This window comes from Polymorphospora rubra (assembly GCF_018324255.1).
In the GTDB taxonomy this organism is placed as follows: Bacteria; Actinomycetota; Actinomycetes; order Mycobacteriales; family Micromonosporaceae; genus Polymorphospora; species Polymorphospora rubra.
The window spans coordinates 5,055,168-5,069,450 of record NZ_AP023359.1 but is presented as its reverse complement, the minus strand read 5'-3'; the positions used below and the strand labels follow the sequence as shown (position 1 = coordinate 5,069,450).

Below are 14,283 nucleotides of genomic sequence, written 5' to 3'. Positions count from 1 at the left end.
CCGGGCATGCCGAGCCTGAGCCGCCACGAGGCAGCCGTCCGCGCCGACCTGCTCCGCGTCGGGGCGTACCGGGTCGATCTGGACCTGACGGCAGGTGGCGACGGCGACCACTTCACCTCGACCACGACGGTGCGCTTCGCCTGCACCCGGCCCGGCGCGACCACGTTCGTGGAACTGCGGCCGGCATCCGTGGCGGAGGTCGTCCTCAACGGGCGCGGCCTCGACCCGGGCACCCTGGTCGACAACCGGCTCCCCCTGGACGACCTGCGGGCCGACAACGAGCTGGTCGTCCGCGCCACGATGACGTACTCCCGGACCGGGGAGGGCGCGCACCGGTTCACCGACCCGGACGACGGCGAGGTCTACGTCCACGCGCAGGCTCCGCTCGACAACGCGCAGCGGATCTTCGCCTGCTTCGACCAGCCCGACCTGAAGGCACCGCTGACCCTGACCCTGACCACCCCGCCGGACTGGACCGCCCGCGCCAACGCCGCCGCCACGATCTCCACTGTGGACGAGGAGAGCGGGACCCGGCGGTGGGAGTTCGCCGCCACCGCGCCGATCTCCACCTACCACTTCACCTTCGTCGCCGGCCCCTGGCACGTGCGGCAGGGCGGACACGACGGCATCCCGCTCGGCCTGCTCTGCCGCCGGTCGCTGGCCGCCGTCCTCGACCGCGACGCCGACGAACTCCTCTCGACCACCGCCGCCTTCCTCGACCGCTACCACGAACTGTTCGCGACGCGGTACCCGTTCGGCAAGTACGACCAGGCGTTCGTGCCCGAACTCCACTCCGGCGCGGTCGAGAACCCGGGCTGCGTCACCTTCACCGAGGACCTGCTCTTCCGGTCGGCCGTCACCGACGCCGACCGCGAACTGCGTACCGTGATCGTCGCCCACGAGATGGCGCACATGTGGTTCGGCGACCTGGTCACCATGCGCTGGTGGGACGACATCTGGCTGAGCGAGTCGTTCGCCGAGTACATGGGCTGGCGGGTCACCGCCGAGGTCACCGCCTACCGGCACGCCTGGACCAGCTTCACCATCCGGCGCAAGAGCTGGGGGTACGTCACCGACCAGGGCCCGTCCACCCACCCGGTCGCCCCGCAGGGCGTCCCCGACACCGCACACGCCCTGCTCAACTTCGACGGCATCTCGTACGCCAAGGGCGCCGCCGCGCTGCGCCAGCTCATCGCGTACGTCGGCGACGACACGTTCCTCGCCGGCATCGGCGACTACTTCACCGCGCACGCCTTCGCCAACGCGACCCTCGACGACCTGCTGGCCGCGCTCGGCCGGGCCGCCGGCCGCGACCTGACCGGCTGGGCGCGGCTGTGGCTGCGCCGCGCCCAGGTCAACACGCTGCGCCCCGAGGTGACCCTGGACGCCGACGGCCGCTACCGGTCGGTGACCGTCGTGCAGACCGCGCCGCCGGAGCATCCGACGCTGCGCCCGCACCGCGTCGCCGTCGGCGTCTACGGCACCGACAACGCCCCCGGCATCCTGCTGCGCCGGTGCACCGTCGACCTCGACCCGGACCTCGACGGTGGCCGGACCCCCGTGCCCGGGCTCACCGGCACCGTGCCCGGCCGGCTGCTGCTGCTCAACGACGGCGACCTGACGTACGCGAAGGTGCGCTTCGACCCGGCGGACACCGACCGGCTGGCGGAGCTGCTCGGCGCGCTCGACGACCCGCTGACCCGCGCGCTGGTCTGGACCGCGGCGATCGACGCCACCCGCGACGCCGAACTGTCCGGGGCGCGGTTCGTGGCGCTCGCCGCCGCCGGACTGCCCGCCGAGAACACGACCTCGGTCGTCGAGGAGGTGCTGCGCTTCGCCCGCGACAGCGCCGCGACCCGCTACCTGCCGGAACCGGCCCAGCCCGCCGCCCTGGCCAGCCTCGCGGCCACCTGCCTCGACATCCTCGCCCACGCCGACCCCGGCAGCGGCCGGCAGCTCGCCGCCGCGCGCTGGCTGGCCGCGTGCGCCGGCCCGGACGACACCGGCCGGCTCGCCGGATGGCTCGCCGGCGACGGGGTACCCGACGGTCTCACCGTCGACGCCGACCTGCGCTGGACGCTGCTGTACCGGCTGGTCGCCCTCGGCGCCGCCGGCGAGACGGAGATCGCCGACGAGGCCCGGCGCGACCCGCAGGGTGTCGAGCCCGCCGCCCGCTGCCGGGCCGCCGTCGCCACCGACCGGGCCAAGGAACGGGCCTGGGCGGCGATCCTCGACGACGACACCCGGTCGGCCCACCTCGCCCTCGCCGCCGCCCAGGGCTTCTGGCAGCCTGGCCAGACCGGGCTGACCGCCCCGTACGTCGACCGCTACTTCGCCGACCTGCCGGCGATGGCCGGCCGGCGGACCCCGACCGCGACCGCCCGGATCGCCGTCGCCGCCTACCCGAGGTACGCGGTGTCGGCGCGGACCGAGGCGTCCGCCGCCGCCCGGCTGGGCCGCGCCGGCGTCGACCCGGTCCTGCGCCGCGTCGTCGTCGACGCCACCGACGAGCTGCGCCGCGCCCGCGCCGCCCGGTCCGTCGCCTGATCCCGGTGGCGCGCCGGGCTCACCGCCGGCGCTTCACCCCGCTGGGGCGGCGCTTCAGCCGGATGTTCCGACCGTTCTCGGCCCTGTCCAGGGCGCGCTGCGCATCGGCCTCGGCGGCCAGCGCCAGCTCCCGGCGGCGGCGCTGGCCCTGCACCGCGGCGACGACCGCCGCCACCGCGAGTCCGGCGAACGCGCCGAGGGCGACGCGCTCGACGACCGACGTCGTTTCCAGGTCGGTGGCCAACAGCGGAGCGAACACGCCGTACGGATCGGTCACCACGTCCAACTGTGCGCCGCGCGGGTGCCGATCGCCGTCCTTCAGCGTGCCCGGCAACTCCCGCCCGTCCGGGCCGGTCAGGTCGTGTCCGTAGAGGCAGTCGCTGCTGTTACGAGGTTTGTCGATGCAGGTGACGTCGCCGACGGTGGCCGTGACGGGGACGCCGACGATCCCCATGTAGCGCTCGGCGGGAACCGCGACCGCGGTCCCCATCAGCACGAAGGCGAAGCCGAGCGCCCACCAGGTCGGGCCGACGCGCCCCTCGCTCAACCGCTCGAGCGAGAACGGCAACATGAGCAACACACCGAACGGCACGACCGCGACCAGCCACCAGACCGGGCTCGCCAGGGCGACCCCGACACCGATGGCCAGCCAGGCCGACGCGGCGACGGCGAGCAGCACCACCACCCACGCCGCGGCCTGCCGGGGCCCGGACGGCGACCTCCCGAAGACCTTCATGGTCGACATCCTCGGGCGTCCGGACCGGTCGGCGAAGGTCCGCCCGGGTGGGACGGCCCGTTTCCGGGACCCGCCGCCGGCCGCTGTCCCCGGAACGTGCCAGAGCCACTCCCCCGTTGATCCACCGGCATTACTTCGATGACAGGCTCTCGGTCATGCGAACGAAGCAGATCCTGACCACCGCGATCGCGGCGCCGCTGCTCATCCTCGGCCTCGCCGCGTGCAGCTCCAGCACGACCACGAAGAAGTGCAGTGGCAACACCTGCGAGGTCACGGTCAAGACGAACGGCTCGGCCAAGACCAAGATCTTCAAGTACGACCTGCGGGTCAGCGAACTGAAGGACGACTCGGTGAAGGTGTCGTACCGGGGCGACTCGAAGACCCTCAAGGAGGGCGAGACCGCCACCCTCGGCCGGGTCACCGTCCTGGTCAAGGACGCCGACCCGGGCGAGGCCGAACTGACCGTCAGCCGCTGACCGAACGCGCTCCCGGCGCCGGCGACCCACCGCCGGCGCCCGGTCGTCTCCCGGCCGCCCGTCGACAGCCCGGGTCCGGTCGGCTCAGTTCCAGCCGTAGTCGCGGCGCAACTCGGCGGCGACCAGGTCGAACCGCCGCCGGTCGAGGATCGCACCCTCGCGGCGGATGCCGTCCTCGTCGACCTCGATCACCCGGTCCAGGCGTACCCAGCTCGGCCGCGACTCGCGGTCCCAGGCCCCCGGCCCGAGCCCGAACCAGTGCCGCTGCCCGTCCCGGTCATCCTGGCTGGACAGCATCAGCCCGAGCAGCGTGACGCCCTTGCGGCCGACGACCAGCACCGGGCGGTCCTTGCCCTGCCGCGGGTCGTCCTCGTAGGGCACCCACGTCCACACGATTTCCCCCGGATCCGCCTGCCCGTCGAGCTGCGGCGCGTAGACGAGGAGGCGGCCGTCCCGGACCTCCCCGGTCGGACGGTTGCGCGGCGGCGCGGGCCGGGCGGCGGGAATCGTACGGCCGTTCGGCGTCCGGCCGGCCGCCGGCGCCCCGGGCGCGGGTGCGTCCCGCCGGCCGGTGAGCTTGCCGAGCTTGGCCGTAACGCCTTTCCACAGGCTGGTCATGGGCGCAACCCTAGACGAACCCGATCACCGACGGCCGCAGGCCGGGCCGTCCCCTGAGGACGATCGACAGCTGCCGGCGCCGTAGGGTTGGGGCGCCTGCCGGGCGGGTAATGCCAGGGGCCGTCGGCCGCGCCCGCTGCCGGAGGAGCCGCCGCTGTGACCAGCACCTGGAGTTCGTTCCACGTCCACCTGCACGGCGGGCCGGAGCAGATGGACGCGGTGCTGCGCGAACACGTCGGGCCGTACGCCGCCCGGCTGCTGCGGGACGGCCGCGTCGAGTCGTGGCACTACGAACGGTCCTGGCAGGGTGGGCCACACCTACGCTGGCGGCTGGCCGGCGCCGACCCCGACACGCTCCGGCGGATCCGCGCCGACCTGGCCGCGAAGGTCGCCGCGCTGCCGCCGCCACCCCGGGAACTGCTGCCCGCGCACTGGTACGCCCGGTTCGGGCGGCCCGGGGGCGCCGGCGAGTTCGGCTGGCATCGGCACGGGGCGGTCGTCGAGACGCCGTGGGTCGGGCCGAACGGCGGCCCGGCGGCGACCGGGGGCCCGGCGGCGACCGGGGCCCGGCGGCGACCGGGGGCCCGGCGGCGACCGGGGGCCCGGCGGCGACCGGGGGCCCGGCGGCGACCGGCAGGCCGGCGCAGGCCGGCGGGCCGGCGGGGGTCGGGGCGGCCGAGCGGCTGGCCGCCGAGTCGAGCCGGGTGGCGCTCGCCGTGCTCAAGCTGCCCACCCGCCGGCGGATGGCGGCCTGCCTGGACCTGCTGTTCGCGATGGTCGCCGCCGCCCGTCTCGACGACGCCGACGCGGTCGCGCTGCTGCGCGGCTACGCCAACGGTCGGGCGCTCACCCCGGAAGCCGCCGGCGCCGACCTGTCCACGGCGCTCGACGCCGCCGAGGCCGAGTTCCAGGACGACCCCGACCGGGTACGGCAGCGCCGGCTGGTCGTCGCCGCGTCGGTCGAGCCCGGCGGGTTGGCCCGTACGACGGTGGCGGCCTGGGCGGACGCCGTCGCCGAGTACGTCGACGTACTCCCGACGGGGGCCGGTGACGCGGCCCGGACACCGCCCGGCGACGACCCGTCCGCCACACCGCTGGGGTCGGTGCTCGCCGCCCAGATCCACCTGCTGCACAACCGGATCGGGCTCGGGGCGGCCGCCGGAAGCCAGGTCGCCTGGCTCGCGTCGTTCGCCTACCTGCCGGGAACCGGCCCGACCGGCTTCCACGATGCCGGGCTGGACGGCGCGGACCGGATCTATCACGAGCGGGCAAAGTACGTCCGCTCCCGGTGGACGGCGCAGTCCCCCCGACACGACCGCCACCGGCCGGCCGGAGTTCCGGCCACGCCGCCGGCCGGGGCTCCGGCCACGCCGCCGGGCGGAACGGACGGGACGGCGGCCGACGACGCACCACCGGCCGGCTTCCCCGCCCCGGCCGCCCCGGTGGCCCTGGCCGGACCGGCCGACCGGAACGTCGTGCGGCTGCCGGCGGTCGCCGCCGGGGCGCTGGCGGAGGTGCCGCTCGCCGACGCGCTGCGGGGCCGACGCAGCCACCGCCGGTTCGCGGCCACGCCCCTGGCCGGCGAAGACCTGTCCCGGCTCCTGCACTACGCGGCGGGCGACACCACGCCCGGCGGCGGGGACCGGGCACGGCTGGCGTATCCCGCCGCCGGTGGCCGGTCGGCGACCTCCCTGGTGGTGTGGCCGCGACGGGTCGACGGGATCGGGCCGGCGCTGTACGCGTACCGGCCGGCCGGTCACGCGCTGCACCGGACCGCCCCGGCGCCCACCGACGGGCGGCTGCGCCGGATCGCCCCGCAGCTCGCGCTCCGGCCGCGGTTGGCCGTTTCGCCCGATGTCGGGGCCGAGGTCGCGATCGACGTCGACGCGGTGCCGCTGTGGCTGTTCGTGACCAGCGACCTCGGTGAGCTGCGGACGCGGTTCGGGCAGCGCGCCTACCGGTACGCCGCGATGGAGGCCGGCCATCTCGCCCAGAACCTGCTGCTGGCCGCGACCGCGATGGGGTTGTCGTCGGTGCCGGTGGCTGGTTTCTTCGACGACGACCTCAACCAGTTGCTGCTCCTCGACGGCGTGCACGCGACCGCCTTCTACGCCCTCCCCCTCGGCCACCCGTTGGGGATCGGGTTTCCGGGGTCACGGGAGCCGGTAGGTGAGGTCCGGGGTCAGATCGGCCACATCCATCTGGGCCTTCTGCAGCGTGCCGGAGTGGTCCCAGTTGACCGACTGCCAGCGGGTGAACTGGTCGAGGACCCAGATGCCGGACTGGCGGCTGCCGTTGCCGGACAGTCCGTTGCCACCGAACGGCAGGTGCGCCTCGGCGCCGGAGGTCGTGTTGTTGACGCTGACCATGCCCGCCCCGATCCCCCGACGGAACGCGAACGCCTCTCCCGCGTCGGCGGTGTAGATCGCCGCCGACAGGCCGTAGCCGGGCAGGTTGCCCAGTCGGATCGCCTCGTCCAGATCCCGGTACGTCGTCACCCCGACCACCGGACCGAACGTCTCGTGCCGGAAGAGGTCGTCGTCGGGGCGTACGCCGTCGACGATCGTCGGGTGGTAGTAGAGGCCCGCGGTCGGGTCGCCGACGAAGCCGGGGCGCGGCCGGTCGGTGGTGATCCGGCCGGTGTGCGGCGATCCGGAGACCGTGTGGTGCGGCCGGATCCAGCCGAGGTAGTCCTCGAACCGGCGGGCGAACCGCTCGTCGATCAGCGGGCCGAACACCACGGCCGCCGTCGGGTCGCCGACCGGTGCCGCCGCGACCGCCTCGGTGAACCGGGCCAGGAACTCGGCGTGCCGGGTCTCGTGGACGATCACCGTGCCGAGTGAGGTGCAGCGCTGGCCGGCGGTGCCGAAGCCGGAGAAGAGCGCGCCGCGTACGGCCAGGTCGAGGTCGGCGGTCGGGGTGACGACCATCGGGTTCTTGCCGCCCAGTTCGAGGCAGGGCGTCTGGAGGTGCCGGCCGCAGAGTTCGCCGATGCGGGCGCCGACCGCGCTGGAGCCGGTGAAGCCGACCTTGTCGACGAGTCGTTCGTCGAGGGCCCGGGACAGCCCGTCGAAGGTCGTCCCGCCGTCGGCGAAGACGATGTTGAGTACGCCGTCCGGCAGCCCGGCCCGCACGAACAGCTCGTAGAGGGCCAGCGAGGTGGCGGCGGCGTATTCGGCCGGCTTCCACACCACGGTGTTGCCGGCGAGCAGTGCCGGTACGACGTACCAGGCCGGAACGGCGGCCGGGAAGTTGCCGGCGGTGATGACATTGACCACACCGACCGGGTTACGGAAGGTGAAGAGCTGTTTGTCGGGCATCTCGGACGGGACGGTCTGCCCGTAGAGGCGCCGGCCCTCGCCGAGGAAGAAGTCGCAGGTGTCGACGATCTCGCGGACCTCGCCCAGCGCCTCGGCGTACGGCTTGCCGATCTCGCGGGTGAGCAGGGCGGCGAGTGCTTCGGCGTTGGCCTCGACGAGGCGGCCGATGTGCCCGACGGCCCGACCGCGTACCGGGGCCGGAACGTCGGCCCACGCGGGCTGGGCGTCCCGGGCGGCCCGGCAGGCGGCGAGGTAGGTGTCGGCGGTGCCGAGCATCACGTCCGCGACGACCTGACCGGTGTCGGCCGGGTCCACCGACCGGTACCACCCGTCGGGGCCGGCCGGTTCACCCTGGTCGACGGGTTTTCCGGCGATGCGGGAGGTGACGGTGACCGGCATGGGGAACTCCGTTCTTCGGGGCGGGCGGTGCGGGCCGGCGGTGGGACGGGTGCCCCTGGCCGACCAGTGGGAAAGGTAGCCTTGGTTGGAAGTTCGTGGGGGATCATGTTTCTTTGGCCTTTCGGCACACGGGAGCAGTTCGCCCACGGCCGGCGCAATTCAGCCTATGAACGGGAGCATGGTGGCGGGACGCGCGGAAACCCTCAGAAGCCTTCTTGAGCAGCGGATTCTCGTACTCGACGGGGCGTGGGGGACGATGCTGCAGGGCGCCGCCCTGACCCCGGCGGACTACCGCGGCGACCGATTCGCCGATCATGGCCACGACCTGACCGGCGACCCCGATCTGCTGAATCTCACCCGGCCGGACGTGATCCTCGACATCCACCGCCAATACCTGGCGGCCGGTGCCGACATCACCACCACCAACACGTTCACCGCGACCAGCATCGGCCAGGCCGACTACGGCATGGAGTCGGCCGTACGCGAGATGAACGTCGCCGGTGCGCGGCTGGCCCGGCAGGCCGCCGACGAGGCCGGCGGAAAGTTCGTCGCCGGCTCGGTCGGACCGCTCAACGTCACCCTGTCGCTGTCGCCCAAGGTCGACGACCCGGCGTTCCGCTCGGTGACGTACGACCAGGTGAAGGCGGCGTACGCGGAGCAGATCGCGGCGCTGGCCGAGGGCGGCGTCGACGTACTGCTGATCGAGACGATCTTCGACACGCTCAACTGCAAGGCGGCGATCACGGCGGCCCGCGAGGTGGCCCCGGACCTGCCGCTGTGGATCTCGGTCACCATCGTCGACCTGAGCGGGCGCACCCTGTCCGGGCAGACGGTCGAGGCGTTCTGGGCGGCCGTCGCGCACGCCGAGCCGCTCTTCGTGGGGCTCAACTGCTCGCTCGGCGCCAGCGAGATGCGTCCGCACATGGAGGCGATGGCGAAGATCGCCGGCACCTACACCGCCTGCTACCCCAACGCCGGGCTGCCGAACGCGTTCGGCGGCTACGACGAGCAGCCCCACGACACCGCCCGGCTGCTGGGCGAGTTCGCCGAGGCCGGCTTCGTCAACGTGGTCGGCGGCTGCTGCGGCACCACCCCGGCGCACATCGCGCGGATCGCCGAGAAGGTCGCCACGCTGCCGCCCCGACGGGCGGTCGCACAGCCGCCCGCGTCGCGGTTCAGCGGGCTCGAGCCGTTCGATATCACCTCGGACACCGGGTTCGTGATGATCGGCGAGCGGACCAACGTCACCGGTTCGGCCCGGTTCCGCCGGCTGATCGAGGCCGACGACCACCAGGGCGCCGTCGACGTCGCGCTGGAGCAGGTACGCGGCGGCGCCAACCTGCTCGACGTGAACATGGACGCCGACCTGCTCGACGGCGAGCAGGCCATGACGACGTTCCTCAACCTGATCGCCACCGAGCCCGAGGTGGCCCGGATCCCGGTCATGATCGACAGCTCGCGGTGGAGCGTGCTGGAGGCCGGGCTCAAGTGCGTGCAGGGCAAGGCCGTGGTTAACTCGATCAGCCTCAAGGAGGGCGAGGAGCAGTTCCTCGAGCAGGCCCGACGGATCCGTGACTACGGTGCCGGCGCGGTCGTGATGGCCTTCGACGAGCAGGGCCAGGCCGACACGGTCGAGCGCAAGGTGGCGATCTGCGCCCGGGCCTACGACCTGCTGACGGAGCAGGCCGGATTCGCGCCCGAGGACATCATCTTCGACCCGAACGTGCTCGCGGTCGCCACCGGCATCGAGGAGCACAACGGCTACGCCAAGGCGTTCATCGAGGCGCTTCCACTGATCAAGGAACGCTGCCCGGGGGCACGGACCAGCGGCGGCATCTCGAACCTGTCGTTCTCGTTCCGGGGCAACGACGTCGTACGCGAGGCGATGCACTCCGCGTTCCTGCTGCACGCCATCCGGGCCGGCCTGGACATGGGCATCGTCAACGCCGGCCAACTGGTCGTCTACGAGGACATCCCGGCCGACCTGCTCGAACTCGTCGAAGACGTGATCTTCGACCGGCGGCCGGACGCCACCGACCGGCTGGTCTCGTTCGCCGAGACGGTCAAGGGGGCCGGCACGAAGCGCGCCGTCGACCTCTCCTGGCGCGAGGCGCCGGTCGAGAAGCGGCTGGCGCACGCGCTGGTGCACGGCATCGTCGACTTCATCGAGGAGGACACCGAGCAGGCCCGGCTGGAGGCGGCCCGACCGCTCGACGTCATCGAGGGTCCGCTGATGGACGGCATGAAGGTCGTCGGCGACCTCTTCGGCGCCGGCAAGATGTTCCTCCCCCAGGTGGTCAAGAGCGCGCGGGTGATGAAGCGCTCGGTGGCCTACCTGGAGCCGTACATGGAGGAGGAGAAGCAGGCCGCGATCCGGGAGAACCGGGTCGGGGGCGGCCGCGCCCAGGGCAAGGTCGTGATGGCCACCGTCAAGGGCGACGTGCACGACATCGGCAAGAACATCGTCGGCGTGGTGCTCGGCTGCAACAACTACGAGGTCATCGACCTCGGCGTGATGGTGCCCGCCGCGAAGATCCTCGACACCGCGGTCGCCGAGCGCGCCGACGCGATCGGCCTGTCCGGGCTGATCACCCCGTCGCTCGACGAGATGGTCAACGTCGCCAAGGAGATGGACCGGCGCGGCATCCGGCTGCCGCTGCTGATCGGCGGGGCGACCACGTCGAAGCAGCACACCGCCGTAAGGATCGCGCCGGCGTACACCGGCTCGACCGTGCACGTGCTCGACGCGTCGCGGGTCGTCGGCGTCGTCTCCGACCTGCTCGACCCGGTCCGGTCGGACAAGCTCGACACGGCCAACCGCGAGGAGCAGGAGCGGCTGCGCGAGCAGCACGCCGCCAAGGAGAAGCGGCCGCTGATGTCGCTGGCCGAGGCCCGCGCCAACCGGGTACGCCTCGACTTCGCCGACCTGCCGACCCCGCCGTTCACCGGCACCCGTACGGTCGAGCCGGCGCTGGCCGAGGTGCGCGCGCTGATCGACTGGCAGTTCTTCTTCACCGCCTGGGAGCTGAAGGGCAAGTTCCCGGCGATCCTCGACGAGCCGGCCGCTCGCGAACTCTACGACGACGCGATCGCCATGCTCGACGAGATCATGGCCGGCGACCTGCTGCGGGTCCGTGGCGTCTACGGGTTCTGGCCGGCCCACACCGAGGGTGACGACATCGTGCTCGCCGACGGCACCCGGTTCCCGCAGCTGCGCCAGCAGGCGCTGTGGGAGGGCGGCCGTCCCAACCGCAGCCTCGCCGACTTCGTCGCCCCGGCGGACGGCGGTGACCACATCGGCGCGTTCGCCGTCTCGGTGCACGGCGCCGACGAGCTGGCCGCCGGCTACGAGGCCGAGCACGACGACTACCGGGCCATCATGGTCAAGGCGATCGCCGACCGGCTCGCCGAGGCCGCCGCCGAATACGTGCACCTCGCCGCCCGGCGCGGCTGGTACGAGCCGGAAGCGAACCCGTCGCTCGCGGACCTGCACGCCGAGCGGTTCCGGGGCATCCGGCCCGCGTTCGGCTACCCGGCCTGCCCCGACCACACCGAGAAGGACAAGCTCTTCAAGATCCTCGACGCGACGAGCCTGGGCATGGGCCTGACCGAGTCGTACGCGATGACACCGGCGGCCAGCGTCAGCGGTCTGCTGTTCGCGCACCCGGAGTCGCGCTACTTCGCGATCGGTCGGATCGACCGGGACCAGGTCGAGGAGTACGCCGCCCGCAAGGGCGTCGGCGTCGCCGAAATGGAACGCTGGCTACGCCCCAACCTCTCCTACGACCCGTCCTGACGATCACGCCTGCATGATCGTCTGCTGTTCAGACAGTTGACACGCCGATCCGTCAACGCCTCAACAGCAGACGATCACCGATCGAGGTCGGCGCCTCGTGGCTCGAACCCGCCGCAGAACGACCGGGTGACGGCGATCAGGGTGTCGGCGCAGGCGACCGTGTCGGCAAGGCTGACCCATTCGACCTCGGCGTGCGCGCCGTCCCCACCCGGTCCGAACAGGACGGTCGGGATGCCGGCGGCGGCCAGGAAGCCCGAGTCGGCCCAGTAGCTCATCCCGGTCACCTCGGGCGCCCGCCCGGTCACCCGCGCGACGGCCGCCCCCAGCGCGGTCACGACCGGTGCCGACGGGTCGGTCTCGAACGGGTCGCGGGCCAACGTCGTACGGCTGGTGACGGCCAGCTCGGGGTCGGCGGCCCGGCACCGGTCGAGCAGTTCGGCGAGGTCACGTTCGACGTCGGCGACGGTTTCGCCGGGCAGCGTACGCCGCTCGACGGTGATCAGGCAGCGGTCCGGGATCGTCGACTCCTCCCGCCCGCCCTCGATCAGTGAGCCGTGCAGGTTGCCGCTGCCGAGCAGCGGGTGGACGGTCTTCCGCAGGCGGGTGTCGAGTTCGGCGAGGGCGACGAGCACCGGTCCGGCCTTGAGGATCGCGTCGACGCCGAGGTGTGGGCGGGAGCCGTGCGCGGCCCGGCCGGTCACCTCGATCTCGCTCCAGACGAAGCCACGGTGGCCGACCGCGACCGCCAACTCGGTCGGTTCGGTGACGATCGCCGCGTCGACGTCCAGCCCGCCGGCGGCGAGCACGTCCCGCACGCCCCGGCTGGCGTGTTCCTCGTCGGCGACGGCCGCGACGACCACCTCACCGGCCAGCCCGTCACGGGCCGCCTGCCGGCAGGCGATCAGCGCCGCGGCCAGGCCGGCCTTCATGTCGTACGCGCCGCGGGCGTAGAGCCGGTCGCCGGCGACCCGGGGCGTCAGCGGGTCGGTCATCGTGCCGTGCCCGACGGTGTCGAGGTGGCCGCAGAGCAGCAGGGTGCGTCCGCCTCCCCACCGCCGCCGCGCACCACGACGCTGGGCCGGGCCGGGTCGGGGGCGACGATCCGGGCGGACAGGCCGTTGTCGCGGGCCCACCGTTCGACGTACCCGGCGATGGCCCGCTCCCCGGCGGCACCCGGCACCAGCGACGGGTTCGCCGAGTCGACCGCGACCAGTTCGCGCAGCAGCGCGACGACGTCGGCGGTCACGCCGGCCGTCCGGCGACAACGTCGGCGGTCACGCCGGCCGCCCGGCGGCGCCGTCGGTGCTGAGCAGAACGACCGTGGACGCCCGGGTGAGGCCGAGGTCGGTGCGGTGCCGCATGGCGCGCAGCCCCGCGAGCGGTGCGGCACCGCTCGCGCCGGCCGCCACGCCGTGCGCGGCCAGGTCGGCCCGCGCCCGCACCGCCTCGTCGTCACTCACGGTGGTCGCGGCGTCGAGGCCGTCCCGCAGGTACGGCCAGGCGAGGCTGGACGGCACACCGCAGTTGAGCCCGGCCAGCACGGTCGTGCCGGTCGGCACCTCGGTCAGCGCGCCGGCCCGCAGGCTGGTGGTGACGCAGCCGGCGACGGCGGGTTCGACGCCGAGCAGGGCTGCCGGCCGGCCGGGCCCGCTGCGGTGGTGCACGACGGCGGCCTGGGCCAGCGAGCCGACGCCGACCGGCACGCCGACGAGTGCCGCGGGTGTCGCGCCGGCGGCCGCCAACTGCGCGTCGACCTCGTGGAACAGGGTCGAGTAGCCTTCGACGATCCAGGCCGGGACCTGCTCGTAGCCGGGCCACGCGGTGTCCTGGATCAGCAGCCGGGACGGGTCTTCGACCGCGTACGCCGCAGCTCGGCGTACCGTCTCGTCGTAGCCGTCGGGGACGGTCGTCACAGTGGCGCCCTCGGACCGGATCGCGGCCGCCGACGCGGCGCTGATCGTCGCCGGGACGAAGATGTGGGCCGGTTGCCGCCGCATCCGGGCCACCCGGGCGACCGCCCGCCCGTGGTTACCCTCGGTGGCGGCGACGAGTGCGGCGTGCCGGCTGCCCGCCCGGGCGGCCAGCGCCTGCCGGATCGCCCACGACGCGCCGAGGATCTTGAACGCGGGTAGTCCGAACCGGTCGGACTCGTCCTTGACGAAGAGCCGGCCGACGCCGGCCTCGGCGGCCAGCGCCGGCAGTTCGACCAGCGGTGTCGGCCGGTAGCCGTTGAGGGCCCGGTGGAACCCGGGTACGTCGCCGGGGGCCGGACGGCACCGCCAGCCCCGCGCCTCGGGTCGCAGGTACGAGTCCGGGACAGTCGCGGTCAGCATGGTTCCAGCGTCCGCGTCCCCCGTACGTCGGTCCAGCGAACGTTTCCGAACGAAACCC

9 protein-coding genes and 2 pseudogenes are annotated in these 14,283 nt (G+C 73.6%); 5 read left to right on the top strand and 6 right to left on the bottom strand.

Going from position 1 to position 14,283, the window contains the following annotated elements; translation table 11 throughout:
* The first annotated feature begins 6 nt into the window (after positions 1–6).
* Positions 7–2,547 (top strand): aminopeptidase N, encoded by a 2,541-nt coding sequence (pepN, locus tag Prubr_RS22910; RefSeq protein ID WP_212816953.1) that lies wholly within the window; start codon positions 7–9, stop codon positions 2,545–2,547.
* 19 nt (positions 2,548–2,566) lie between these two features.
* Here the strand turns inward: pepN and Prubr_RS22905 are convergent, their stop codons facing one another.
* Positions 2,567–3,283 carry a hypothetical protein gene (locus Prubr_RS22905; protein ID WP_212816952.1) on the bottom strand — a complete coding sequence of 239 codons (717 nt, stop codon included), beginning with the start codon at positions 3,281–3,283 and terminating at the stop codon, positions 2,567–2,569.
* A 155-nt stretch (positions 3,284–3,438) separates the two neighbouring features.
* Between Prubr_RS22905 and Prubr_RS22900 the strand changes: the two genes are divergently transcribed.
* A complete protein-coding gene (locus tag Prubr_RS22900; protein WP_212816951.1) occupies positions 3,439–3,759 on the top strand; it encodes a hypothetical protein in 321 nt (106 codons plus the stop codon).
* A gap of 84 nt (positions 3,760–3,843) precedes the next feature.
* Here Prubr_RS22900 and Prubr_RS22895 read toward each other — a convergent pair whose 3' ends face one another.
* Positions 3,844–4,377: a type II toxin-antitoxin system PemK/MazF family toxin gene (locus Prubr_RS22895; RefSeq protein WP_212816950.1), complete on the bottom strand. Its 534-nt coding sequence runs from the start codon at positions 4,375–4,377 to the stop codon at positions 3,844–3,846.
* Positions 4,378–4,587: 210 nt separating this feature from the next.
* On the opposite strand from Prubr_RS22895, the pseudogene Prubr_RS38285 reads away from it, so the two are divergent.
* Positions 4,588–4,710, top strand: a pseudogene (locus Prubr_RS38285) (lantibiotic dehydratase C-terminal domain-containing protein); the annotation flags it as partial.
* A pseudogene (locus Prubr_RS38280) lies at positions 4,659–6,494 on the top strand (nitroreductase family protein); the annotation flags it as partial. The pseudogenes Prubr_RS38285 and Prubr_RS38280, both read left to right, overlap by 52 nt.
* Positions 6,495–6,530: 36 nt before the next feature.
* Here Prubr_RS38280 and Prubr_RS37035 read toward each other — a convergent pair.
* Positions 6,531–8,096, bottom strand: a complete 1,566-nt coding sequence (locus tag Prubr_RS37035) for an aldehyde dehydrogenase family protein (protein ID WP_246567521.1) — start codon at positions 8,094–8,096, stop codon at positions 6,531–6,533.
* A gap of 178 nt (positions 8,097–8,274) precedes the next feature.
* Between Prubr_RS37035 and metH the strand changes: the two genes are divergently transcribed.
* On the top strand, positions 8,275–11,892 hold the full coding sequence (metH, locus tag Prubr_RS22880; RefSeq protein ID WP_212816948.1) for a methionine synthase: 3,618 nt from the start codon (positions 8,275–8,277) through the stop codon (positions 11,890–11,892).
* A 74-nt stretch (positions 11,893–11,966) separates the two neighbouring features.
* On the opposite strand, the gene Prubr_RS22875 is transcribed toward metH, so the two are convergent.
* From Prubr_RS22875 to Prubr_RS22865, 3 genes are read right to left on the bottom strand one after another with little or no spacing between them, the layout of a single operon-like run.
* Complete coding sequence (locus Prubr_RS22875; protein WP_212816947.1) at positions 11,967–12,884, bottom strand: M20/M25/M40 family metallo-hydrolase; 918 nt, start codon at positions 12,882–12,884, stop codon at positions 11,967–11,969.
* Positions 12,881–13,138, bottom strand: a complete 258-nt coding sequence (locus Prubr_RS22870) for a hypothetical protein (protein ID WP_212816946.1) — start codon at positions 13,136–13,138, stop codon at positions 12,881–12,883. The genes Prubr_RS22875 and Prubr_RS22870 overlap by 4 nt, the downstream gene beginning before the upstream one ends.
* Before the next feature lie 28 nt (positions 13,139–13,166).
* The gene (locus Prubr_RS22865) at positions 13,167–14,225 is read right to left on the bottom strand and encodes a pyridoxal-phosphate dependent enzyme (RefSeq protein WP_212816945.1); all 1,059 of its coding nucleotides are present in this window, start codon (positions 14,223–14,225) and stop codon (positions 13,167–13,169) included.
* Positions 14,226–14,283 lie beyond the last annotated feature (58 nt).

What these genes read in the sequence shown, in the direction of transcription:
- pepN (WP_212816953.1), top strand. Translation starts at nt 7, where the DNA reads ATGCCGAGCCTGAGCCGCCACGAGGCAGCCGTCCGCGCCGACCTGCTC.
- Prubr_RS22905 (WP_212816952.1), bottom strand. Translation starts at nt 3,283, where the DNA reads ATGAAGGTCTTCGGGAGGTCGCCGTCCGGGCCCCGGCAGGCCGCGGCG.
- Prubr_RS22900 (WP_212816951.1), top strand. Translation starts at nt 3,439, where the DNA reads ATGCGAACGAAGCAGATCCTGACCACCGCGATCGCGGCGCCGCTGCTC.
- Prubr_RS22895 (WP_212816950.1), bottom strand. Translation starts at nt 4,377, where the DNA reads ATGACCAGCCTGTGGAAAGGCGTTACGGCCAAGCTCGGCAAGCTCACC.
- Prubr_RS37035 (WP_246567521.1), bottom strand. Translation starts at nt 8,096, where the DNA reads ATGCCGGTCACCGTCACCTCCCGCATCGCCGGAAAACCCGTCGACCAG.
- metH (WP_212816948.1), top strand. Translation starts at nt 8,275, where the DNA reads ATGGTGGCGGGACGCGCGGAAACCCTCAGAAGCCTTCTTGAGCAGCGG.
- Prubr_RS22875 (WP_212816947.1), bottom strand. Translation starts at nt 12,884, where the DNA reads ATGACCGACCCGCTGACGCCCCGGGTCGCCGGCGACCGGCTCTACGCC.
- Prubr_RS22865 (WP_212816945.1), bottom strand. Translation starts at nt 14,225, where the DNA reads ATGCTGACCGCGACTGTCCCGGACTCGTACCTGCGACCCGAGGCGCGG.